15 protein-coding genes and 1 pseudogene are annotated in these 23,136 nt (G+C 62.6%); 7 read left to right on the top strand and 9 right to left on the bottom strand.

Annotated features, from left to right (window positions below; genetic code table 11):
* Positions 1–494: 494 nt before the first annotated feature.
* The 6 genes and pseudogenes from Atro_RS00855 (at position 495) to cobA (ending at position 10,275) form a co-directional block, all read left to right on the top strand.
* Entirely contained in the window at positions 495–1,706 is a 1,212-nt protein-coding gene (locus Atro_RS00855; protein ID WP_497926031.1) for a nitrate/nitrite transporter, read from the top strand.
* A 90-nt stretch (positions 1,707–1,796) separates the two neighbouring features.
* Positions 1,797–3,470 carry a bifunctional protein-serine/threonine kinase/phosphatase gene (locus Atro_RS00850; RefSeq protein ID WP_497926030.1) on the top strand — a complete coding sequence of 558 codons (1,674 nt, stop codon included), beginning with the start codon at positions 1,797–1,799 and terminating at the stop codon, positions 3,468–3,470.
* 271 nt (positions 3,471–3,741) lie between these two features.
* Positions 3,742–6,192 (top strand): nitrite reductase large subunit NirB, encoded by a 2,451-nt coding sequence (gene nirB / locus Atro_RS00845; protein WP_497926029.1) that lies wholly within the window; start codon positions 3,742–3,744, stop codon positions 6,190–6,192.
* 93 nt (positions 6,193–6,285) lie between these two features.
* Positions 6,286–6,610: pseudogene (gene nirD / locus Atro_RS00840) on the top strand (nitrite reductase small subunit NirD).
* A gap of 134 nt (positions 6,611–6,744) precedes the next feature.
* On the top strand, positions 6,745–9,456 hold the full coding sequence (locus tag Atro_RS00835) for a nitrate reductase (RefSeq protein ID WP_497926028.1): 2,712 nt from the start codon (positions 6,745–6,747) through the stop codon (positions 9,454–9,456).
* Between the two features lie 81 nt (positions 9,457–9,537).
* Positions 9,538–10,275, top strand: a complete 738-nt coding sequence (gene cobA, locus Atro_RS00830; RefSeq protein ID WP_497926027.1) for a uroporphyrinogen-III C-methyltransferase — start codon at positions 9,538–9,540, stop codon at positions 10,273–10,275.
* A gap of 125 nt (positions 10,276–10,400) precedes the next feature.
* On the opposite strand, the gene Atro_RS00825 is transcribed toward cobA, so the two are convergent.
* The 6 genes from Atro_RS00825 to ppsA form a co-directional block, all read right to left on the bottom strand.
* Positions 10,401–11,456 carry an OmpA family protein gene (locus Atro_RS00825; protein ID WP_497926026.1) on the bottom strand — a complete coding sequence of 352 codons (1,056 nt, stop codon included), beginning with the start codon at positions 11,454–11,456 and terminating at the stop codon, positions 10,401–10,403.
* A gap of 99 nt (positions 11,457–11,555) precedes the next feature.
* Entirely contained in the window at positions 11,556–12,146 is a 591-nt protein-coding gene (sigX, locus tag Atro_RS00820; RefSeq protein WP_497927731.1) for an RNA polymerase sigma factor SigX, read from the bottom strand.
* Between the two features lie 86 nt (positions 12,147–12,232).
* Complete coding sequence (locus Atro_RS00815) at positions 12,233–13,057, bottom strand: mechanosensitive ion channel family protein (protein WP_497926025.1); 825 nt, start codon at positions 13,055–13,057, stop codon at positions 12,233–12,235.
* A 1-nt stretch (position 13,058) separates the two neighbouring features.
* On the bottom strand, positions 13,059–13,304 hold the full coding sequence (locus tag Atro_RS00810; protein ID WP_497926024.1) for a CrfX protein: 246 nt from the start codon (positions 13,302–13,304) through the stop codon (positions 13,059–13,061).
* Positions 13,305–13,474: 170 nt separating this feature from the next.
* Positions 13,475–13,963 (bottom strand): ribonuclease E activity regulator RraA, encoded by a 489-nt coding sequence (gene rraA / locus Atro_RS00805; RefSeq protein ID WP_497926023.1) that lies wholly within the window; start codon positions 13,961–13,963, stop codon positions 13,475–13,477.
* A gap of 486 nt (positions 13,964–14,449) precedes the next feature.
* On the bottom strand, positions 14,450–16,825 hold the full coding sequence (ppsA, locus tag Atro_RS00800) for a phosphoenolpyruvate synthase (protein ID WP_497926022.1): 2,376 nt from the start codon (positions 16,823–16,825) through the stop codon (positions 14,450–14,452).
* Positions 16,826–16,986: 161 nt separating this feature from the next.
* Here ppsA and ppsR point away from each other — a divergent pair, with 161 nt between their 5' ends.
* The gene (ppsR, locus tag Atro_RS00795; RefSeq protein WP_497926021.1) at positions 16,987–17,805 is read left to right on the top strand and encodes a posphoenolpyruvate synthetase regulatory kinase/phosphorylase PpsR; all 819 of its coding nucleotides are present in this window, start codon (positions 16,987–16,989) and stop codon (positions 17,803–17,805) included.
* A gap of 167 nt (positions 17,806–17,972) precedes the next feature.
* On the opposite strand, the gene prpF is transcribed toward ppsR, so the two are convergent.
* The 3 genes from prpF to prpC all read right to left on the bottom strand — a co-directional run bounded on the left by prpF (position 17,973) and on the right by prpC (position 23,069).
* Positions 17,973–19,166 carry a 2-methylaconitate cis-trans isomerase PrpF gene (gene prpF, locus Atro_RS00790; RefSeq protein ID WP_497926020.1) on the bottom strand — a complete coding sequence of 398 codons (1,194 nt, stop codon included), beginning with the start codon at positions 19,164–19,166 and terminating at the stop codon, positions 17,973–17,975.
* A gap of 130 nt (positions 19,167–19,296) precedes the next feature.
* The gene (acnD, locus tag Atro_RS00785) at positions 19,297–21,903 is read right to left on the bottom strand and encodes a Fe/S-dependent 2-methylisocitrate dehydratase AcnD (RefSeq protein WP_497926019.1); all 2,607 of its coding nucleotides are present in this window, start codon (positions 21,901–21,903) and stop codon (positions 19,297–19,299) included.
* Positions 21,904–21,905: 2 nt separating this feature from the next.
* Entirely contained in the window at positions 21,906–23,069 is a 1,164-nt protein-coding gene (prpC, locus tag Atro_RS00780; protein ID WP_497926018.1) for a bifunctional 2-methylcitrate synthase/citrate synthase, read from the bottom strand.
* Positions 23,070–23,136 lie beyond the last annotated feature (67 nt).

Here is a 23,136-nt window from a genome sequence, read left to right as displayed (position 1 = left end):
TCCTGGAAGGGGCCCAAGAACAGGTAACTTCTCCGTAACATTAGCAGCGAGCTTGCGATGCACAAGCCACGGCCCAGCAGGATGAAACGACGCGACGACCGGTCTCGAAGGCGAAATCAGCCTTATCGCCCAGCCAATGAGAGCAGCAATGCTCCAATACTGTGCAACTATCGATCATCCGCCTCGTTTTGGCTCAGAATTCCCCTACAAAAACTCCGGAAGCCCCGGAAGCACGGCTGTTCATTTCCGGCACAGGTATTGCTAATTAATCGGTACAGGGCAGCCAACGGCGGTTGCCTGTTGAACGACAAAGGCGTCGCATCACCCTCGCTCCGGCGAGTCGTGGTGTGGCGCCTTTTGCGTTTCAGCCCCAGTGTCCGGGTGGTGAACGGAGGCCCTCGTGGCCCGCCCTTTTCAATCTGTTGTGGCTCCGGTCCAGGCACGCGCATCGCCTGCCACCCCACCGGAGTTCCTTGCCACCGATGAGGTGTTCGATGAATACGAGTTTCTGGAAGGCTGGCCACACCCCCACGCTGTTCGCCGCATTCCTCTATTTCGACCTGAGCTTCATGGTCTGGTACGTGCTCGGCCCGCTGGGCGTGCAGATCGCTACCGACCTCGGGCTGACCACCCAGCAACGCGCCCTGATGGTCGCCACGCCGATCCTCTCCGGCGCCGTGTTGCGCTTCGTCATGGGCATGCTGGCCGACCGCACCTCGCCGAAGAGTGCCGGCATCCTCGGCCAGGTGATCGTCATCGCCGCCCTGGCGGTGGCCTGGAGCATGGGCATCCACAGCTACCAGCAGGCACTGCTGCTCGGCCTGTTCCTCGGCTTCGCCGGCGCCTCCTTCGCCGTGGCCCTGCCGCTGGCCTCGCAGTGGTATCCGCCGCAGCACCAGGGCAAGGCCATGGGTATCGCCGGCGCCGGCAACTCCGGTACCGTGCTCGCCGCCCTCTTCGCTCCCAGCCTGGCCAGCGCGTTCGGCTGGAACAACGTATTCGGCCTGGCGCTGATTCCGCTGGTGCTGACCCTGATCATCTTCGCCAGTGTCGCCAAGAATGCTCCGGAGCGCCCGCAGCCCAAGGCCGTCGCCGACTACATGAAAGCCCTCGCCGACCGTGACAGCTGGTGGTTCATGCTGTTCTACAGCGTGACCTTCGGTGGCTTCCTCGGCCTGGCCAGCACCCTGCCCGGCTACTTCCACGACCAGTACGGCTTCGACCCGGTGAAGGCCGGCTACTACACCGCCGCCTGCGTGTTCGCCGGCAGCCTGCTGCGCCCGCTCGGCGGCGCGCTGGCCGACCGCATCGGCGGTATCCGCACCCTGCTGGTGATGTACACCCTGGCCGCCCTGTGCATCGCCGTGGTCGGCTTCAACCTGCCCAGCTCGACCGCCGCGCTGGCCCTGTTCGTGGTCGCCATGCTCAGCCTGGGCGCCGGCAACGGCGCGGTGTTCCAGCTGGTTCCGCAGCGCTTTCGCAAGGAGATCGGCGTGATGACTGGCCTGATCGGCATGGCCGGCGGCATCGGCGGTTTCGCCCTGACCGCCGGGCTCGGCGCCATCAAGCAGTCCACCGGCGACTACCAGCTGGGCCTGTGGCTGTTCGCTGCCCTCGGCGTCATCGCCTGGATCGGCCTGCACGGCGTGAAGAAGCGCTGGCGCACCACCTGGGGCAGCGCCGCGGTGACCGCCGCGCGGGTCTGATCCCGGCAACAGCGCCCATAGCCTCGAATGGCCCCCACGCTCTGCGTGGGGGCCATTTCGTATCCAGCCGCTTCGCAGCCCGGAGATCGCATGACCCTGCAACTCAGCATCGGCGAAGCCAGCGCCGCCGGCCCCCGCCCGGAAAACCAGGACGCCCTGCGCGTGGTCACCCCGGCCCCGGCCCTGGCGGCCAGCAAGGGCTGCCTGTTCGCCCTGGCCGACGGCGTCAGCCAGTGCGCCGATGGCGGCCTGGCGGCACGCGCCACCCTGCAGGCGCTGGCCATGGACTACTACGCCACCCCGGAAACCTGGGCTGTGGCGCAGGCCCTAGACCGCCTGCTGCTGGCGCAGAACCGCTGGCTGCAAGCCAACGGCGGCGGCCAGCCGCTGCTCACCACCCTGACTGCTCTGGTCCTGCGCGGCCGGCGCTTCACCCTCGCCCATGTCGGCGACTGCCGCGCCTATCGCTGGCGCAACGGACAGCTCGAGCGGCTGACCGAGGAGCACGTCTGGGAACAGCCCGAGATGCGCCATGTGCTCAAGCGCGCGATGGGCCTGGACCAGCACTTGCTGGTCGACTATCTGGACGGCGATCTGCAGGAAGGCGACGCCTTCCTGCTGGTCAGCGACGGCGTCTGGGCCACCCTCGACGACTCGGGTATCCGCCGCATCCTCGCCGACGAACAGGACCCCTCGGCCGCGGCCAGAGCGCTGGTGCGCGCCGCGCACCTGGCCGGCAGCCCGGACAATGCCAGTGCCCTGCTGCTGCGCATCGAGCGCCTGCCGGAAAGCTCGCTGGCCGACAGCCTGGCACAGTTGCAACATTGGCCGCCGCCGCCCGCGCTGCGCGACGGCCAGTTGTTCGAGGGCTGGCGGATCGACGGCCTGCTCGCCGAGTCGCGCCAGTCCCTGGTCTACCGGGTGCGCGACGGCCAGGGGCGCCGCTGGCTGCTGAAGACCCTGCCGCCCGCCCGGCGCAACGAGGTCGAGGCCGGCCAAGCCCTGCTGCTGGAGGAATGGTTCCTGCGCCGGGTGGCGGGCCGCTATTTCCCTGAGGTCGCCCCCTTGCCGCAGCGCCAGCACCTCTACTACGTGCAGCGCGAATATCCCGGCCAAACCCTGGCCGAACACCTGAATGCGCACGGTCCGCTGGCGCTCGCCCAGTGGCTGGACCTGGCACCCCGCCTGCTGCGCGCCCTCGGCATGCTGCACCGGCGCAACATCCTGCATCGTGACATCAAGCCGGAGAACCTGCTGTGGAGCGAGGACGGCGAGCTGCGCCTGCTCGATTTCGGCCTGGCCTACTGCCCGGGGCTGTCCCGCGACGAGGCCCACAGCCTGCCGGGCACGCCCAGCTACATCGCCCCGGAAGCTTTCGCCGGCGCCGCGCCCGACGCCCGCCAGGACCTCTACGCCGCCGGCGTCACCCTCTATTTCCTGCTGACCGGCCATTACCCCTATGGCGAGATCGAGGCTTTCCAGCATCCGCGCTTCGGCACCCCGAGCCCAGCCAGCCGTTACCGTCCCGATCTGCCCGCCTGGCTCGACGAAATCCTGCGCCGGGCACTGGTCGCCGACCCCGCGCAACGCTTCGAGACCGCCGAGCAATGGTTGCTCGAACTGGAGCAGGGAGAACGCCGGCCCCAGGAACTGCGCCCCCGCCCTTGGCTGGAGCGCGAGCCGCTGAAGGTATGGCGCGGTATCGCCCTGCTGTCCCTACTGCTCAACCTGATGCTGTTCGCCCTGCTGGTCGCTACCCGCTAGCCATGAAGCACCAAAATCGAGCACAACGCCCCAAGGTAGCGCAGAAACAAATGCATAACCCCAGCCTATTACTAGGAAAAGCCTTTGTAAATCAGCTGCTCATATAGTTGGCACAGCATCTGCATCAGAAAATCTCGACAGATCACATAAACACTGCCTTCAACGTGGAGGGCGGTGTTTCCCGACAGAACGGGAATGGACAAAGGCGTCCTCGCTGGGTAACCGGCGGGACGCCTTTTTTGTTTTCCGCTTTCCGTAACGGAGAAGAGCGATGGAAAAACTCAAGCTGGTGATGATCGGCAATGGCATGGCCGGGGTGCGTACCCTGGAAGAACTGCTCAAGCTCGCCCCGGATCTCTACGAGATCACGGTGTTCGGCGCCGAACCGCACCCGAACTACAACCGCATCCTGCTCTCTCCGGTACTGGCCGGCGAACAGATCTTCGAGGAGATCATCCTCAACGATCTGGACTGGTATCGGGACAACGGCATCGACCTGCGCATCGGCTGCAAGGTGGTCGACATCGACCGCGAGAATCGCCGGGTGATCGCCGAGGATGGCAGCGTGGCCGACTACGACCGCCTGCTCGTCGCCACCGGTTCCACCCCCTTCATCCTGCCGATCCCCGGCAAGGACCTGCAGGGCGTGATCGGCTACCGCGACATCGCCGATACCGAGATGATGATGGAAACCGCCAAGACCCACCGCCATGCGCTGGTGATCGGCGGCGGTCTGCTCGGCCTGGAGGCGGCCAACGGCCTCAAATTGCGCGGCATGGAGGTGACCGTGGTGCACCTCGGCGACTGGCTGCTCGAGCGCCAGCTGGACAAGACCGCCGGCAAGCTGCTGCAGAGCGCCCTGGAGGCGCGCGGCATCCAGTTCCGCCTGAACACCAACACCGCCGCCCTGCTCGACGACGGCGAAGGCCGGGTCGCCACTGCCCGCTTCAGCGACGGCGAGGAGATCCCCACCGATCTGGTGGTGATGGCCGCCGGCATTCGTCCCAACGCCGAACTGGCCGAACGCGCAGGTTTGGCCTGCAACCGCGGCATCCTGGTCGACGACTGCCTGCAGACCTCCGATCCGGCCATCTATGCCGTCGGCGAATGCGCCAACCACCGCGGCATCGCCTACGGCCTGGTAGCGCCGCTGTTCGAGCAGGCCAAGGTCTGCGCCGACCACCTGGCTCAACTCGGCAACGCCCGCTACGAAGGCTCGGTGACCTCCACCAAGCTCAAGGTCACCGGCATCGACCTGTTCTCCGCCGGCGACTTCATGGGCTCGGAAGGCACCGAGACCATCACCCTTTCCGACCCCATCGGCGGCGTCTACAAGAAGCTGGTGGTCAAGGACGACGTGCTGGTCGGCGCCTGCCTGTACGGCGACACCGCCGACGGCGGCTGGTACTTCCGGCAGATCCGCGAGAACCACAACGTCGCCGAGATCCGCGACCTCCTCATGTTCGGCGAGAACGCCATCGGCGACGCCGGTCACCAGGGCCAGAACAAGGCCATAGCGATGAGCGACGAGATGGAGGTCTGCGGCTGCAACGGCGTGTGCAAGGGCACCATCGTCAAGGCGATCCAGGAAAACGGCCTGCTCTCCGTGGACGAGGTGAAGAAGCACACCAAGGCGGCCAGTTCCTGCGGCTCCTGCACCGGTCTGGTCGAGCAGATCCTGATCAACACCGTCGGCGGCGCCGCGGACGTCAAGCCCAAGAGCGAGAAGCCGGTATGCGGCTGCACCGACCTCAACCACGGCCAGGTGCGCCAGGCGATCCGCGAACAGCACCTGACCAGCCTGGGCCAGGCCATGAAGACCATGGAATGGCGCACCCCCGACGGCTGCGCTACCTGCCGCCCGGCGCTGAACTACTACCTGATCTCCACCTGGCCGGGCGAGGCCAAGGACGACCCGCAGTCGCGCCTGATCAACGAGCGCGCTCACGCCAACATCCAGAAGGACGGTACCTACTCGGTGGTGCCGCGCATGTGGGGCGGCGTCACCAACCCGTCCGAGCTGCGGCGTATCGCCGACGTGGCCGACAAGTACCGGATCCCCATGGTCAAGGTCACCGGCGGCCAGCGCATCGACCTGCTCGGCGTGAAGAAGGAAGACCTGCCGAACGTGTGGCGCGATCTGGACATGCCCTCCGGCCATGCCTACGGCAAATCCATCCGTACCGTGAAGACCTGCGTCGGCAGCGAGTTCTGCCGCTTCGGCACCCAGAACTCCACGCAGATGGGCATCGACCTGGAGCATGCGCTGTTCGGCATGTGGTCGCCGCACAAGGTCAAGCTGGCGGTATCCGGTTGCCCGCGCAACTGTGCCGAGTCGGGGATCAAGGACGTCGGCATCATCGGCGTGGATTCGGGCTGGGAGCTGTATATCGGCGGTAACGGCGGCATCAAGACCGAGGCCGGCGAGTTCTTCGTCAAGGTCAAGAGCGCCGAGGAAGTCATGGAGTACAGCCTGGCTTTCCTCCAGCTCTACCGCGAGGAAGCCTTCTACCTGGAGCGCACCGTGCACTACATGCACCGCGTCGGCCTGGAGCACATCAAGCAAGCAGTGCTGGAGAACGAGGCTCGGCGCAAGGAACTGCACCAGCGCCTGCTGTTCGCCCTGTCCTTCGAGCAGGACCCCTGGCAGCAGCAGATCGAGACCCCGGCGCTGAAGAAGGAGTTCGAGCGCATCCCGGTCAGGGAAGTGGAAACCGCCTGACATCCCTTGCTCCCTGCAGGAACGGAGTCATTCGCGCCAGTCGCCGATGAGTCCGCTCCTGCAGCCAAACTGCACCGCATCTGGAGAAACGACATGAATTGGCTGGATATCTGCGCCCTGGAAGAGATCAACGTGCTCGGCGCGCGCATCGTCGCCGGCCCAAGGGCGACATCGCCATCTTCCGTACTGCTGGCGACGAGGTCTTCGCCCTCGACGACCGCTGCCCGCACAAGGCGGGCCGCTGTCGCAGGGACTGATCTACGGCAAGCGCGTCGCCTGCCCGCTGCACAACTGGCAGGTCGACCTGGCAAGCGGCGAGGCCTTGGCGCCGGACGTGGGCTGCTCGCACAAGTACCCGGTCAAGATCGAGGACGGCCGCGTGCTGCTGGCCCTGAAATCCCTGAAGGACTGCGCCTGACCCCGCAGGCTTTTCCTACCGGCGACACCGATGCACAAACCTAGGGTGGAAAACCGCGCGGCGTTTTCCACCAGGAACACCCCGAACCGGTGGACAGCGAAGCGTTGTTCACCCTACGACACGGAGCGACTGCCATGACCCGGCCGACCCAGACCACCGCCTCCACCTGCTGCTACTGCGGCGTCGGTTGCGGCGTGCTGATCGAGCACGACGGCGAGAAGATCACCGGCGTTGCCGGCGACCCGGCGCATCCGGCCAACTTCGGCCGGCTGTGCAGCAAGGGCTCGACCCTGCACCTGACCGGTGATCTGGCCGCCCGCGCGCTCCATCCCGAGCTGCGCCTGGGCAAGGCGCTGCCCCGCAGCCATGCCGACTGGGACGGCGCGCTGGATCATGCGGCCGCGGTGTTCGCCGAAACCATCCGCGAGCACGGTCCGGACAGCGTGGCCTTCTACATTTCCGGTCAGCTCTTGACCGAGGACTACTACGCCTTCAACAAGCTGGCGCGCGCACTGGTCGGCACCAACAACATCGACAGCAACTCGCGACTGTGCATGTCCTCGGCGGTGGTCGGCTACAAGCGCAGCCTGGGTGCCGATGCCCCGCCCTGCTCCTACGAGGACATGGAGCAGAGCGACTGCCTGCTGATCGCCGGCAGCAACATGGCCTACGCCCATCCGGTGCTGTTCCGCCGCCTGGAGGCGGCCAAGGAGCGTCGCCCGGAGATGAGGATCATCGTGGTCGATCCGCGGCGCACCGACACCTGCGAGCTGGCCGACCTGCACCTGGCGATCCTGCCGGGCACCGACGTGGCACTGTTCCACGGCATCCTGCACATCCTGCTCTGGGAAGGCTGGATCGACCGTGCCTTCATTGACGCGCACACCGAAGGCTTCGACGAGCTGAAGAAACTGGTGCGCGACTACACCCCGGCGGCGGTGGCGGAAATCTGCGGCATCTCGGTGGACAGCCTGCAGACCTGCGCCGAACTGATCGGCCAGGCGCCCAGCTTTCTGTCGCTGTGGTGCATGGGACTGAATCAGTCTTCGTCGGGCAGCGCCAAGAACAGCGCACTGATCAACCTGCACCTGGCCACCGGGCAGATCGGCAAGCCCGGTGCCGGCCCCTTCTCCCTGACCGGCCAGCCCAACGCCATGGGCGGCCGCGAGACTGGCAGCCTGGCCAACCTGCTACCCGGCCATCGCGAAGCCGGCAATGCCGGTCACCGTGCGGAAGTCGCCGGCTACTGGGGCGTCGACCGACTACCGGAGGCGACTGGCCTAACCGCCATCGAGCTGTTCGAAGCGGTGCGCGAAGGCAAGGTCAAGGCACTGTGGATCGCCTGCACCAACCCGGCACAATCCCTGCCCGACCAGCAGAAGATCCACGAAGCCCTTGCTACCTGCCCGTTCGTGGTGGTGCAGGAAGCCTACGCGACCACCGAGACCTGCCGCTACGCCGACCTGCTGCTGCCCGCCGCCGGCTGGGGCGAAAAGGAAGGCATGGTGACCAACTCCGAGCGGCGTCTCAGCCATGTGCGCCAGGCCGTACCGGCACCGGGCGAGGCACGGGCCGACTGGGCGATCGTCTGCGATTTCGCCCGCCGTCTGGAAAAACACCTGCGCCCGGGCCAGCCGAGCCTGTTCGACTTCGAGAACCCCGCCACGCTGTTCGATGAATACAAGCAACTGACGGCCGGTCGCGACCTCGACCTGTCCGGTCTGAGCCACGCCCTGATCGACGACCTCGGCCCGCAGCAATGGCCGTTCCCGGCCGGCGCTAGCCGCGGCACGCCGCGCCTGTATACCGACGGGGTATTCCCCACCGCCAGCGGCCGCGCCCGCTTCCATGCCGATCCCTACCGGGCACCACAGGAAAAGCGTGAAGCACGCTATCCGCTGACCCTCAACACCGGCCGCCTGCGCGATCAGTGGCATGGCATGAGCCGCACCGGCACCGTTGCCCAACTGTTCGGCCACGTGGAAGAAGCCGTGCTCAGCCTGCACCCGGACGAGCTGCGCCGCCGTCGCCTGGCCAACGGCGATCTGGTCAAACTACGCAGCCGCCGCGGCAGCCTGATCCTGCCGGTACAGGCCGACGAATCCGTACGCCCCGGCCAGGCCTTCCTACCGATGCACTGGGGCGACCGCTTTCTCAAGGGCCTAGGCACCAATGTGCTGACCCTGCCGGCCTTCGACCCGCTGTCCAAGCAGCCGGAACTCAAGCACGCCGGAGTCGAGGTAGAGAAGGCCGAGCTGCCGTGGCAGCTGTTCGCCCTGGTCGAAGGCGAGGTGCAACGGCGTTTCGCCGAGCTGCGTCCGCTGCTGGAAGAGTTCGCCTATGCCAGCCTGACCCTTACCGGCCGCGAACGTCCTGCCCTGCTGGTCAAGGCGGCCAGCGCCGTGCCGCCGGAAGCCGGCCTGCTCGCACGCATCGACGCCCTGCTCGACCTCGACGCAGGTCCGGTACTGGCCTACGACGACCCGCGGCGTACCGTGGGCAAGCGCGTGCGCATTGAGGACGGACGCATCACCGCGCTGCGTCTGGCTGGCGAAACCGCCGCACGTGAGTGGCTCAAGGCGCTGTGGAGCGAAGGCAAGGCCGATGCCGAGCTGCGCCGCTGGCTGCTCGCTCCGCTCAGCACCCCGCCGGGAAGTATCGGTGCCTGCAAAAGCAAGACGGTGTGCAGTTGCATGAACGTCGGCGAGGCGGCGATTCGTGCCGGCATCGAGCGCGGCCTCGACCTCGACGGGCTCAAGCAGGAACTGAAGTGCGGCACCAGCTGTGGCTCCTGCGTACCGGAAATCAAGCGGCTGCTGGCGCAGCCGGTGACTGCAGAAGCCTGATCCTGCGGACGGATCAAAGCCTGCCACAAGAACGACGACATACACCGACGGATATACGGGCCAGGCCCGAGGAGAAACAAGATGAGCGCAAAGGTCTGGCTGATCGGTGCCGGTCCCGGCGATCCGGAACTGCTGACCCTCAAGGCCGTGCGTGCCCTGGGCGAGGCCGAAGTGGTGCTGATCGACGATCTGGTCAATCCGGCGGTCCTCGAACACTGCCTTCAGGCCCAAATCATCAGCGTCGGCAAGCGCGGCGGCTGCCGTTCCACGCCGCAGGACTTCATCCACCGCCTGATGCTGCGCTATGCCCGCCAGGGCAAATGCGTGGCACGCCTGAAGGGCGGTGATCCGTGCATTTTCGGCCGCGGCAGCGAAGAGGCCGACTGGCTGGCCAGGCATGGCATCGCCACGGAAATCGTCAACGGCATCACTGCCGGACTGGCCGGCGCCACCAACTGCGGTATCCCATTGACCCTGCGTGGGGTGGCGCGCGGCGTGACCCTGGTCACCGCCCACACCCAGGACGACAGCAGCCTCAATTGGCAGGCACTGGCACAGGGTGGCACCACCCTGGTGGTCTACATGGGCGTGGCCAAGCTGGCCGATATCCGCGACGGGCTGCTGGCCGGTGGCATGCGTGCCGACATGCCGGTAGCCATGATCGAAAATGCCTCGCTGCCGCAGCAACGCGAATGCCGCAGCAGTCTAGGCAGCATGCAGCAGGCTGCAGCCGCCTTCTGCCTGAAGAGCCCGGCGATTCTGGTAATCGGCGAAGTCGCCGCAGTCGCTCAGCAATTGCTCATGGCCCAAACGGCCTGAGCGCCTCAACCTCTCCTATCGCCAGCTTGATGCTCGCTTGAGAACAGAAGCCCGAAACCTTTCCACTTTTTTCATGGAAAAGAAAAACCCGGCAATGCCGGGTTTTCTCGAAGCGCTTGCCAAGCTTACTTGGCTTGGGCTTCCACTTCCGCTTCCACGCGACGGTTGATCGCACGGCCGGACTCGGTAGCGTTGTCGGCAACCGGGCGGGATTCGCCGTAACCGACGGAATCTACGCGGCTGCCTTGGATACCGTACTGGTTGACCAGAACATCACGCACAGCATTGGCACGGCGCTCGGACAGCTTCTGGTTGTAGGCATCAGTACCGACGGAGTCAGTGTGACCTTCCACAGTGGTGGTGGTCTGCGGGTACTGGTTCATGAAGTCAGCCAGGTTCTTGATATCGGCGTAGCTTTCTTCCTTAACCTTCGACTTGTCGAAGTCGAACTTGACATCCAGTTCGACGCGAACCACTTCGGCGACGGCGGTGCAGCCTTCGGCATCGACGGTAGTGTTGGCCGGAGTATCCGGGCAACGGTCGACGTTATCGCAGACACCATCGTTATCGACGTCGGCGCAGACTTCAGCCACCGGCTCCGCTACCGCTTCCTTCTTGCCTGCACTGCCACCGAAGTTCAGACCGACACCTACGCCGGCTTGCCATTCGGTATCGCCTTCGTCGATGTTGTACATACCATCAACGCCAGCCCGAGCGTAGAGCATGTCGGTGATGTACCACTTCAGGCCGGCACCGAGGTTGGCGAAGGTACTCTGATCACGACCACTCTTGGCCTGACCGATGCTCTGATAAGCCACGCCACCCGAGACGTAAGGACGCAGGCCTGCGCCTGGCTCGCCAAAGTGATAGAGGGCATCGAGGGAGGTCAGTTCACCCTTGATGTCCTTGTGGCCACCATCACCGACGGGGTCATCGGTGGTCACGTCCCTGTAAACGCCATGCGACAGAGCCAACTCCACATCATCGGTCAGAAAGTAGCCAATGGACGCACCATACAGCTCGGCTTCGCTATTCTCGAAGTCCCGAGAACTTTCATCGCTGAAGTAATGCTTGGCGAAAGCTTCCACCTCAACTGCGCCCTGGCCCTGAGCCAGCACGCTGAACGAAGATGCGGCGACCGCTGAGCCAATAATGACGCCCAAGGTGTTTTTCAGTTTCATCCGTATTTCCCCATCGTGGTGTTTGACGGTAAAGACAATCTCGATTTACTTTCAATTAGAGGAGTGAGATCGCTATTCGCTAAGAGGCTAGCTGTCAAGCTAAGGTTCGGCAAGCCCCGAAAATCTTTCCCGCAAGCGGTCTAGAGCACGTTTGTAGCGCATCTTGGTGGCACTCAGCCCCATATGCATGATGTCGGCAATTTCTTGGAACTCCAGTTCCGCGACAAAACGAAGCACTAGTATCTCGCGATCAATAGGATTGACGTGTTTCAACCAACGGTCAAGACCGCCTCGCTCTTCCAGTTTTGGCGCTTTTTCTTCTGAAGCCTCTTCCAATGGATCGAGACTCAATGCATCAATTAGACGCCGTTTTCTCCGCTCTTTTCGATATTGGGTAATGCATTCGTTGTACGTGATGCTATAAAGCCAAGTCTTGAATTTCGACTTTCCTTCAAAATTCTTCAAACCATAGAGAACCTTGAGCATGACCTCCTGACAGACATCGTCAGCATCCCGCTCGTTACCCAAGTATCTGGCACATACATTGAACAGCGTGCGCTGATAGCGCTGCATCAACTCTGCATAAGCCCGGGTAATGTGAAACAGCTCGTCATGTGCCCGCTCAACCAGCTCCTCGTCGGACAGCGCCTTAGGGTCATATCGCGAAGAAAGTGAGTGGTCTGTGTTCAAGACAAAAAAGGCTGGCAGTCGGGTCACGGCCGCCAAAGCCCAGACCTCTGGTTCAAATTGGCGGCATAGATTACCAGATCTTCGTCTTAACGACTGCTAACCCGTTCATCCAGCAGAGCCCGGTTGGCCAGTGAAACCAGTTCACCATGGGAAGTCAGCAGAATTGTCTTGACCGTACCGATCTCCTCGATATGCCCCTCGAGGTCACCGATCTTGACAGCCTGCCCCACCCGGTAAAGCTCGCGGACATAGATGCCGGCGATGATCTGACCGGCAATTTCGCGACTGCCCAGGCCTAATGCCAGGGCAACAGCCACGCCTATGGAGATCAGCACAATGGCCACGACCGTATTGAGTAGATCGGTCTTGACCTCCAGTTGGCCGATCGCTACGGAAATGCTGATAATGATCACCAGCCCCTGCACGACGCGCCCGAGCCCGCTGGCATAGTCGAGGCCAACGCCCTCTGCCGCACCACGCACCAGTCCATTGACCAACTGTGCCAGCAGCAATCCGGTGAGCAGAATCAGTGCTGCACCGAAGACTTTGGGCAGATAGAGCGCCAGCACGTCCAGCGTCGCAGAAACCCGCGCCAGACCGAGGGATTCGGCGGCCGAAACCATGAATACGAGAAGCACGAACCAATAGACGACTTTGCCGATCAGGGTGGAAACCGGCACCTGAATGCCGATCCGGACCAACAGCCGGGTCAGCCCGGTTCCCGACATCAGACGATCCAGACCCACCTTTGCCAGCAGCTTGGACAACAGAGTATCGAGCAGTTTGGCCACGACGAAGCCAAGCAACACTACGATCAGAGCAACGAACAGATTGGGAATGAAGCTGGCTACCTTAGTCCAAAGCGCTTTCATTACAGCAATCAGGCTTTGAGTCCAGGGGTCGAGTTCCATTTCAGTCAGCCTTGTCTACAGATGAATCAAGAGTGTCACGATGAGAGACAGGCATGACATGAGGCGAGCCCTTGCTCAGGCCGAGCATCAGAGCCTCGAACCAATGTCCCAACAGAGCGAACAAATCGCCTGCACCTGCCTGGCGATTTGCCATTTTCAGGACACGTCCCAAGGCTGCTTGGTCATCATGCGTGAGCGTCGCAGACTTGAGCAGGTCGCGTAAGGACTCTTCGAATGGATCGTGCATGCGCACCTCTCTGGATGTAAGGCCTAGACGAGGTCGTTTGCCGACAGGTCACATCGAGTGCGGCCAAACATCACAATCCCCATTCGCAATCAGTGCCAAGAAAGCGGAGAACAGGAGGCCTACCCCTTTGTGCCGGGTCGAAACCCTGCAGCGGGGCAGGCAACGAGCGATTACTCGGGCATTTTCAGAGGTTCAGAAGAAATGATGATGCCGTTGTTATCAGCATACAGGTACTCGCCCGGCCGGAAGGTAACGCCGCCGAAGGTCACCGGAACATTCAGGTCACCAATGCCACGCTTGTCGGTTTTCATGGGATGGGTGGCCAACGCCTGAACGCCGAGGTCAGTTTGGGCAATTACATCCACATCGCGGATGCAGCCATAGACGACCAGACCCTCCCAACCGTTGCGAGCGGCCTTTTCAGCGAGCATGTCGCCCAGCAGGGCACGGCGCAACGAGCCACCACCATCCACCACGAGCACCTTGCCCTTGCCGTTGGTGTCAACCTGATCCTTGACCAGCGAGTTATCCTCAAAGCATTTGATAGTAACGATCTCGCCGCCAAAGGAATCACGACCGCCAAAGTTGTTGAACATCGGCTCGACCACCTGCACCAGGTCGGGATAGGCGTCACACAGATCGGGGGTGACATATTGCATGGCAAAACTCCTTTGGAAGATCACAATAGAATAGGTGAACTCTGCCTAGCCATTGGCTAGATGGCTCGAAGGGGTAGAAGATGCCCGTGCGACTTCCCCCTCATGACCAAGCGTCATCACTATCAACTCCGCGCATTTGCACTCAACATCCAGCCATCCCGAGCAGATTCCGTAGCCGGTTATGGATATCGGTTTTCCAGCAATACAGAATTGTTTTCGATGTTTAATGACCCACGACTGCACCTTGCGGCTCGAAAAGTGCGCTGTCTCCCGCGCAGATACGACAACCGCTCAAGTACAACAATCATTGCGCTTTCATCGACAATGAGATGGTCGCACATATTAGCGACGGGCCTAGCTGGGTTAAATGGCAGACCGATTGAAAAAAAGCACAGACAGGGAGCGACCTACGTCGAATATACAAATCCTTAAATGGGAAAAGGGTGGGAGCTGCCCACCCTTTTCACGTATCAGCAAAACTTGGAATCAGTTGCTCAGTTGTCCCTCTGCCAAGAAGAACCAGGTATCGAGTACCGAGTCCGGGTTCAACGAGACGCTGTCGATACCCTGCTCCATCAGCCACTTGGCCAGATCCGGATGGTCCGACGGACCCTGACCGCAAATGCCAATGTACTTGCCCGCCTTGTTACAGGCGTGAATGGCGTTAGACAACAACTTCTTGACGGCAGGATTCCGCTCATCGAACAAATGGGCAACGATACCCGAGTCGCGGTCCAGGCCCAGAGTCAATTGGGTCAGGTCGTTGGAGCCGATAGAGAAACCATCGAAGTATTCGAGAAACTCCTCGGCCAATAGCGCATTGGAGGGCAACTCGCACATCATGATCACGCGCAGGCCGTGCTCTCCACGCTTGAGGTCATGGCTACCGAGCAGGTCGATGACCTGACTGGCCTCGCCCAAAGTGCGCACGAAGGGGATCATGATCTCGACGTTGTTCAGTCCCATCTCATTGCGTACCTTCTTGATTGCCCGGCACTCCAGTTCGAAGCAATCACGGAAGGATTCGCTGATATAGCGAGAAGCCCCACGGAAACCGAGCATCGGATTCTCTTCTTCCGGCTCGTAGAGCTTGCCGCCGATCAAGTTGGCATACTCGTTGGATTTGAAGTCGGACATGCGCACGATGACCTTCTTCGGCCAGAAGGCTGCGGCCAGCGTACTGATGCCTTCGACCAGCTTCTCGACATAGAAGCCGACCGGATCGTCATAGCCGGCGATACGCTTCTCGACGCTGTTCTTGACCTCCGGCGGCAAGCTGGCGAAGTTCAACAGCGCCTTGGGGTGCACGCCAATCATGCGGTTGATGATGAACTCCAGACGGGCCAGACCCACGCCCTCATTCGGCAACTGGGCAAAATCGAAGGCGCGGTCCGGATTGCCGACGTTCATCATGATCTTGAACGGTAACTGCGGCATGGCATCGATGGAGTTCTTGCGAACATCGAAGCCCAGTTCGCCTTCGAAGATGTAGCCGGTGTCGCCTTCAGCGCAGGAGACGGTCACACCCTGTCCATCCTTCAGCACGGTAGTGGCGTTGCCACAACCGACGACCGCCGGAATACCCAGTTCGCGGGCGATGATCGCCGCATGGCAGGTACGCCCGCCACGGTTGGTGACGATAGCGCTGGCGCGCTTCATGATCGGCTCCCAGTCGGGATCGGTCATGTCGGAAACCAGTACATCGCCCGGCTGGACCTTATCCATTTCCGCAATGTCGTGGATCACCTTGACCGGACCGGCGCCGATCCGCTGACCAATTGCACGCCCCTCGACCAGGACATTGCCCGTTTCCTTCAGCAGGTAGCGCTCCATCACGGTGGCGCTGTCGCGGCTTTTCACGGTTTCCGGACGTGCCTGGACGACATAGAGCCTGCCATCATCCCCGTCCTTGGCCCATTCGATATCCATCGGCCGCCCGTAGTGCTTCTCGATGATCAGCGCCTGCTTGGCCAACTCAGTGACTTCAGCGTCGCTGATGCAGAAGCGGGCACGATCCTGAGTGCTTACTTCCACGGTTTTCACCGACTTGCCGGCCTTGGCTTCCTCGCCGTAGACCATCTTGATCGCCTTGCTACCCAGATTGCGGCGCAAGATGGCAGGACGACCGGCTTCGAGGGTCGACTTGTGCACATAGAACTCATCAGGATTCACCGCTCCCTGCACCACGGTTTCGCCAAGACCATAGGCACCCGTGATGAATACCACATCCCGGAAACCGGACTCGGTATCCAGAGTGAACATCACCCCTGCGGTGCCGGTTTCCGAACGCACCATGCGCTGCACGCCGGCAGACAGGGCAACCAGCTTGTGATCGAAGCCCTGGTGTACCCGATAAGCAATGGCGCGGTCGTTGAAAAGAGAGGCGAATACCTCCTTCGCTGCACGGATCACGTTGTCCACGCCACGGATGTTGAGGAAAGTTTCCTGCTGGCCGGCGAAGGAGGCGTCAGGCAGATCTTCGGCAGTGGCAGAGGAGCGCACGGCCACGGCCAGGTGCTCGTTGCCACCCGACATTTCGGCGAAAGCCTTGCGAATGTCGGCATCGAGCTGGGCAGGTAGATCGGCCTCCATCACCCATTGGCGGATCTGCGCACCGGTCTTGGCCAGCGTATTCACATCGTCCACATCCAGCGCGTCGAGTGCCGCATGGATACGTTCGTTCAGACCGCTTTGCTCGAGGAAGTCACGGTAGGCCTGGGCAGTAGTGGCAAAGCCGCCGGGAACGGATACGCCGGCGCCGGACAGGTTGCTGATCATTTCGCCCAGGGATGCGTTTTTGCCCCCTACTCGCTCCACATCGTGGACGCCGAGCTTGTCAAGGGAAACTACGTACTCTACCAAGATGAATTCTCCACTAGGGGTTTGGAGGCGCAGGCGGGATACTCTCCGCGCGATTCTGGCCTGACCCATGAAAATAAGTGACAATGTCGGGCAAGAATACCCGGCAATGCCGGGGTTTATCATAGCCTAACTGTCGTCATGTTCTTAAGGCCAAGGGCGCAATGAAACGAACCGCTTTCTTCATCTCCGACGGCACCGGCATCACCGCGGAAACCCTTGGCCAGAGCCTGCTGGCGCAATTCGAAAACATTTCCTTCACCAAGCTCACACGCCCCTACATCGACACAGCGGACAAAGCGCGCGGCATGGTTCAACAGATCAATGCCGCAGCAGAGAAGGATGGCGCCCGACCGATCATCTTCGACACTGTGGTCAATCAGGAAATCCGTGACATTCTGGCCAAATCCAACGGATTCATGATCGACATCTTTTCGACCTTCCTTGCTCCACTGGAGCACGAACTGGTTTCCCACTCCTCCTATTCCGTGGGCAAATCGCACTCCATCAGCCACAATGCCCACTACATGGAGCGCATCGAAGCCGTCAACTTCGCCCTTGACAACGATGACGGCGCCCGCACTCACTACTACGACAAAGCGGACCTGATTCTGCTAGGAGTCTCCCGCAGCGGAAAAACTCCAACCTGCCTGTACATGGCCATGCAGTATGGCATCCGCGCTGCCAATTACCCACTCACCGAAGAAGATATGGAGCGCCTGCAGCTACCAACAGCTCTAAAACCCTATCGGGACAAGCTGTTCGGTCTAACAATCGACACCGAGCGCTTGGCCGCCATTCGCCACGAACGCAAGCCTAATAGCCGCTACTCCAGCTTCGCTCAATGTGAATTCGAAGTGCGCGAAGTGGAAAAACTGCTTCGCCGTGAGAATATTCCCTACATCAACTCCACTCACTTCTCGGTGGAAGAGATCTCGGCCAAGATTCTTGTCGAAAAAGGCGTGGAACGACGCCTGAAATAATTACCGACAGGATATGCAGGCCTGAAAAGCCGGAGCCATCGACTCTGGCTTTTTTATAGCGCCTGCATCCGAACCTCGATATCAAATAGCCAAATATCGATGAAACAGCCGATGGGGACATCCATCTTGCCGAAGCATCATGGATGCCACCTCATCGGTAATGCACCTCAGAATACGTCGCCGGGCACGCGGACCCATCCCTCCATCAGCACGCGGGCGCTGCGGCTCATGATCGCCTTGGTCACCGTCCACTCGCCGTTGACCTGCCTGGCCTCAGCGCCGACACGCAGGGTGCCGGACGGATGACCGAAGCGCACGGCATTACGCTCACCGCCACCAGCAGCTAGGTTGACCAACGTGCCCGGAATGGCCGCCGCAGTGCCGATGGCCACCGCGGCGGTACCCATCATGGCGTGGTGCAGCTTGCCCATCGACAGGGCGCGGACCAACAGATCCACGTCGCTGGTGGCCACCAGCTTCCCACTGGAGGCGACGTAATCCTTTGGCTTGGCGACGAAGGCCACCTTTGGCGTGTGCTGGCGCTTGGCAGCTTCATCGACGTTGGCGATCAGGCCCATACGCAGTGCACCGTAGGCACGGATGGTCTCGAACATGGCCAGCGCCTTGGCGTCGCCATTGATGGCGTCCTGCAACTCGGTGCCGGTGTAGCCGATATCCTCGGCATTGACGAACACGGTAGGAATGCCGGCGTTGATCATGGTCGCCTTGAAGGTGCCGACGCCCGGCACTTCCAGATCATCGATCAGTTTGCCGGTGGGGAACATCGAGCCGCCGCCCTCGCCTTCGCCCTCGTCGGCCGGGTCGAGAAACTCCAGCTGCACCTCGGCGGCCGGGAAAGTCACGCCGTCCAGCTCGAAGTCGCCGGTTTCCTGCACTTCGCCGTTGGTGATCGGCACGTGGGCGATGATGGTCTTGCCGATGTTCTTCTGCCAGATGCGTACGGTGCAGACACCGTTCTGTGGGATGCGAGCGACATCGACCAACCCGCTGCTGATGGCGAAGGCGCCAACCGCCGCCGACAGGTTGCCGCAGTTGCCGGACCAGTCGACGAAGGCGGTGTCGATGGACACCTGGCCGAACAGGTAGTCGACGTCGTGATCGGCCTTTTCCGACTTGGCGAGGATCACCGTCTTGCTGGTGCTGGAAGTGGCGCCGCCCATGCCGTCAATCTGCTTGCCGTACGGGTCCGGGCTGCCAATCACGCGCAGCAGCAGCGCATCGCGCGCCGCACCCGGCACCTGGGCGGCCTCGGGCAGGTCCTGCAAGCGGAAGAATACGCCCTTGCTGGTGCCACCACGGATATAGGTAGCGGGAATTTTGATCTGGGGTACGTGAGCCATGGGCAGCGGATCCTCATGAAGCTGATCTGCTCGCGGCAGGCCAGCGATACGAATTCGTTCGGGAGTCGTCCAAACCGGTGCCCCGCTGCCAAAGGGCAACGGGGCACCGTTCACAGACAGAGGCGGACGGTCAGACCTGGCCTTCCAAGAAGTCCTTGGCGAAGCGCTGCAGCACGCCGCCGGCTTCGTAGATGGACACCTCCTCGGCGGTGTCGAGACGGCAGGTCACCGGCACCTTCAGGCTTTCGCCGTTCTGGCGATGAATGACCAAGGTCAGGTCGGTGCGCGGCTTGCGCTCGCCGATCACGTCGAAGGTTTCGGTGCCGTCGATGCCCAGAGTCTTGCGGGTGGTGCCCGGCTTGAACTCCAGCGGCAACACGCCCATGCCGACCAGGTTGGTGCGGTGGATGCGCTCGAAGCCTTCGGCGACGATGGCCTCGACACCGGCCAGACGCACGCCTTTGGCCGCCCAGTCACGCGAAGAACCCTGCCCGTAGTCGGCACCGGCGACGATGATCAGGTTCTGCTTGCGCTCCATGTAGGTTTCGATGGCCTCCCACATGCGCATGACCTTGCCGTCCGGCTCGACGCGGGCCAGCGAACCCTTCTTGACCTGACCATCGACCACCGCCATCTCGTTGACCAGTTGCGGGTTGGCGAAGGTGGCGCGTTGCGCGGTCAGGTGGTCGCCGCGGTGGGTGGCGTAGGAGTTGAAGTCCTCCTCCGGCAGGCCCATCTTGGCCAGGTACTCGCCAGCGGCGCTGTCCGCCAGGATAGCGTTGGAGGGCGACAGGTGGTCGGTGGTGATGTTGTCCGGCAGCACCGCCAGCGGACGCATGCCCTTGAGGGTTCGCTCGCCGGCCAGCGCACCTTCCCAGTACGGCGGACGGCGGATGTAGGTGGACATCGGGCGCCAGTCGTACAGCGGGCTCTTGGCCTCCTCCACGGTGCCGAGGTCGAACATCGGGATGTACACCTGCTTGAACTGCTCCGGCTTTACCGAAGCCGCAACGATGGCGTCGATTTCCTCGTCGCTCGGCCACAGGTCTTTCAGGGTGATCGGGTTGCCGTTCTTGTCGGTGCCCAGCACGTCCTGCTCGATGTCGAAGCGCACGGTGCCGGCGATGGCGTAGGCGACCACCAGCGGCGGCGAAGCGAGGAAGGCCTGCTTGGCGTACGGGTGGATGCGCCCGTCGAAGTTGCGGTTACCGCTCAATACGGCGGTGGCGTACAGGTCGCGGTCGATGATCTCCTGCTGGATCTTCGGATCCAGTGCGCCGGACATGCCGTTGCAGGTGGTACAGGCGTAGGCGACGATGCCGAAGCCGAGCTTCTCCAGCTCCGGCAGCAGGCCGGCTTCTTCCAGGTACAGCCTGGCGACCTTGGAACCCGGGGCGAAGGAGGTCTTCACCCACGGCTTGCGCACCAGACCCAGCTCGTTGGCCTTCTTGGCCAAGAGGCCGGCGGCGACCACGTTGCGCGGGTTGGAAGTGTTGGTGCAACTGGTGATGGCGGCGATGATCACCGCGCCATCCGGCAGCAGGCCTTCGGCTTCCTCGGCACGGGCGGCGGCCAGCTTGGCCTCGTCGGCGATGCCGCGCTCGTGCAGGGCCGAGGTCGGCAGACGCTTGTGCGGGTTGGACGGACCGGCCATGTTGCGCACGACGGTGGACAGGTCGAACTCCAGCACGCGCTCGTATTCGGCACCTTCCAGGGCGGTCGCCCACAGGCCGGTAGTCTTGGCGTAGTTCTCGACCAGAGCCACCTGCTCCGGCTCGCGGCCGGTCAGCTTGAGGTAGTCGATGGTCTGCTGGTCGATGTAGAACATCGCCGCGGTGGCGCCGTATTCCGGGCACATGTTGGAGATGGTCGCGCGATCGCCGATCGACAGGCTGTCGGCGCCCTCACCGAAGAATTCGACGTAGGCCCCCACCACGCGCTCCTTGCGCAGGAACTCGGTCAGTGCCAGGACGATGTCGGTGGCGGTGATGCCGGACTGACGCTTGCCGCTCAGCTTGACGCCGACGATATCGGGCAGACGCATCATCGAGGCACGGCCGAGCATCACGGTTTCGGCTTCCAGGCCGCCGACGCCGATGGCGATCACGCCCAAGGCGTCGACGTGCGGGGTGTGGCTGTCGGTACCGACGCAGGTATCCGGGAAGGCCACGCCGCCGCGGGCCTGGATCACCGGCGACATCTTTTCCAGGTTGATCTGGTGCATGATGCCGTTGCCGGCCGGAATCACGTCGACGTTCTTGAACGCGGTCTTGGTCCACTCGATGAAGTGGAAGCGATCCTCGTTGCGACGGTCTTCGACGGCACGGTTTTTCTCGAACGCATCCGGATCGAAGCCGGCATATTCCACGGCCAGCGAATGGTCGACGATCAGCTGGGTCGGCACCACCGGGTTGACCTTGGCCGGATCGCCGCCCTTCTCGGCAATCGCATCACGCAGGCCGGCCAAATCAACCAGCGCAGTCTGGCCGAGAATGTCGTGGCAGACCACGCGGGCCGGGTACCACGGGAAGTCCAGGTCACGCTTGCGCTCGATGAGCTGCTTCAGCGAGTCGGTCAGCATGGCCGGATCGCAGCGGCGCACCAACTGCTCGGCCAATACGCGGGAGGTGTACGGCAGCTTGTCGTAGGCACCCGGCTGAATGGCTTCGACCGCCGCGCGGGTGTCGAAGTAGTCCAGTTGGGTACCGGGCAGGCTCTTGCGATATTGGGTGTTCATCTTTACTTGCGCTCCCTGAGCGGCACGAACTTCAGGTTTTCCGGACCGACGTAGTTGGCGCTCGGCCGGATGATCTTGCCGTCGATGCGCTGTTCGATGGCGTGGGCGGCCCAGCCGGAGGTACGGGCGATCACGAACACCGGAGTGAACATTGCGGTGGGGATGCCCATCATGTGATAGCTGACCGCGCTGAACCAGTCCAGGTTGGGGAACATCTTCTTGATTTCCCACATCACGCTCTCGAGACGCTCGGCGATGTCATACATCTTGGTGTTGCTCTGCTCGACGCTGAGCTCGCGAGCGACCTCCTTGATCACCTTGTTGCGCGGGTCGGCGACGGTGTAGACCGGATGGCCGAAGCCGATCACGACCTCCTTGCGCTCGACGCGGGCACGGATGTCGGCTTCGGCCTCGTCCGGGTTGTCGTAGCGCTTCTGGATCTCGAAGGCCACCTCGTTGGCGCCGCCGTGCTTCGGACCGCGCAGGGCACCGATGGCGCCGGTGATAGAGGAGAACAGGTCGGAACCGGTGCCGGCGATCACCCGGGAGGTGAAGGTGGAGGCGTTGAACTCGTGCTCGGCGTAGAGGATCAGCGAGGTGTGCATGGCACGCACCCAGCTGTCGCTCGGCTTCTTGCCGTGCAACAGGTGCAGGAAATGACCGCCGATGGAGTCGTCGTCGGTCTCCACGTCGATGCGCTTGCCGTTGTGGCTGAAGTGGTACCAGTACAGCAGCATGGAGCCCAGGGACGCCATCAGCTTGTCGGCGATGTCGCGGGCGCCCGGGTAGTTGTGGTCTTCCTTCTCGGGCGACAGGCAACCGAGCACGGAAACACCGGTGCGCATCACGTCCATCGGGTGGGCGGAAGGCGGCAGCTGCTCGAGAGCGGCTTTCACGCCGGCCGGCAGGCCACGCAGGGACTTGAGCTTGGCCTTGTAGCCCGTCAGCTCGGCGACGTTGGGCAGCTTGCCATGCACCAGCAGGTGGGCGACTTCCTCGAACTCGCAGAGAGTAGCGAAGTCGAGAATGTCATAGCCGCGGTAGTGCAGGTCATTGCCGGTGCGACCCACGGTGCACAGAGCGGTATTGCCGGCGGCGGTGCCACTCAGGGCCACTGACTTCTTCGGCTTGAAGCCTACGGTGGTGGTTTCTGCGGTAGCGCTCATCGCTCGTTTCTCCTAATCCGGTTGGATATTTGTCTTTGTTTTTCCCCAGGGCCGCCCCACCCGGGCC

It is taken from the genome of Azotobacter tropicalis, from assembly GCF_059739045.1.
This window is presented reverse-complemented; position numbering and strand designations above follow the sequence as displayed.

What these genes read in the sequence shown, in the direction of transcription:
- Atro_RS00855 (WP_497926031.1), top strand. Translation starts at nt 495, where the DNA reads ATGAATACGAGTTTCTGGAAGGCTGGCCACACCCCCACGCTGTTCGCC.
- Atro_RS00850 (WP_497926030.1), top strand. Translation starts at nt 1,797, where the DNA reads ATGACCCTGCAACTCAGCATCGGCGAAGCCAGCGCCGCCGGCCCCCGC.
- nirB (WP_497926029.1), top strand. Translation starts at nt 3,742, where the DNA reads ATGGAAAAACTCAAGCTGGTGATGATCGGCAATGGCATGGCCGGGGTG.
- Atro_RS00835 (WP_497926028.1), top strand. Translation starts at nt 6,745, where the DNA reads ATGACCCGGCCGACCCAGACCACCGCCTCCACCTGCTGCTACTGCGGC.
- cobA (WP_497926027.1), top strand. Translation starts at nt 9,538, where the DNA reads ATGAGCGCAAAGGTCTGGCTGATCGGTGCCGGTCCCGGCGATCCGGAA.
- Atro_RS00825 (WP_497926026.1), bottom strand. Translation starts at nt 11,456, where the DNA reads ATGAAACTGAAAAACACCTTGGGCGTCATTATTGGCTCAGCGGTCGCC.
- Atro_RS00815 (WP_497926025.1), bottom strand. Translation starts at nt 13,057, where the DNA reads ATGGAACTCGACCCCTGGACTCAAAGCCTGATTGCTGTAATGAAAGCG.
- Atro_RS00810 (WP_497926024.1), bottom strand. Translation starts at nt 13,304, where the DNA reads ATGCACGATCCATTCGAAGAGTCCTTACGCGACCTGCTCAAGTCTGCG.
- rraA (WP_497926023.1), bottom strand. Translation starts at nt 13,963, where the DNA reads ATGCAATATGTCACCCCCGATCTGTGTGACGCCTATCCCGACCTGGTG.
- ppsR (WP_497926021.1), top strand. Translation starts at nt 16,987, where the DNA reads ATGAAACGAACCGCTTTCTTCATCTCCGACGGCACCGGCATCACCGCG.
- prpF (WP_497926020.1), bottom strand. Translation starts at nt 19,166, where the DNA reads ATGGCTCACGTACCCCAGATCAAAATTCCCGCTACCTATATCCGTGGT.
- acnD (WP_497926019.1), bottom strand. Translation starts at nt 21,903, where the DNA reads ATGAACACCCAATATCGCAAGAGCCTGCCCGGTACCCAACTGGACTAC.
- prpC (WP_497926018.1), bottom strand. Translation starts at nt 23,069, where the DNA reads ATGAGCGCTACCGCAGAAACCACCACCGTAGGCTTCAAGCCGAAGAAG.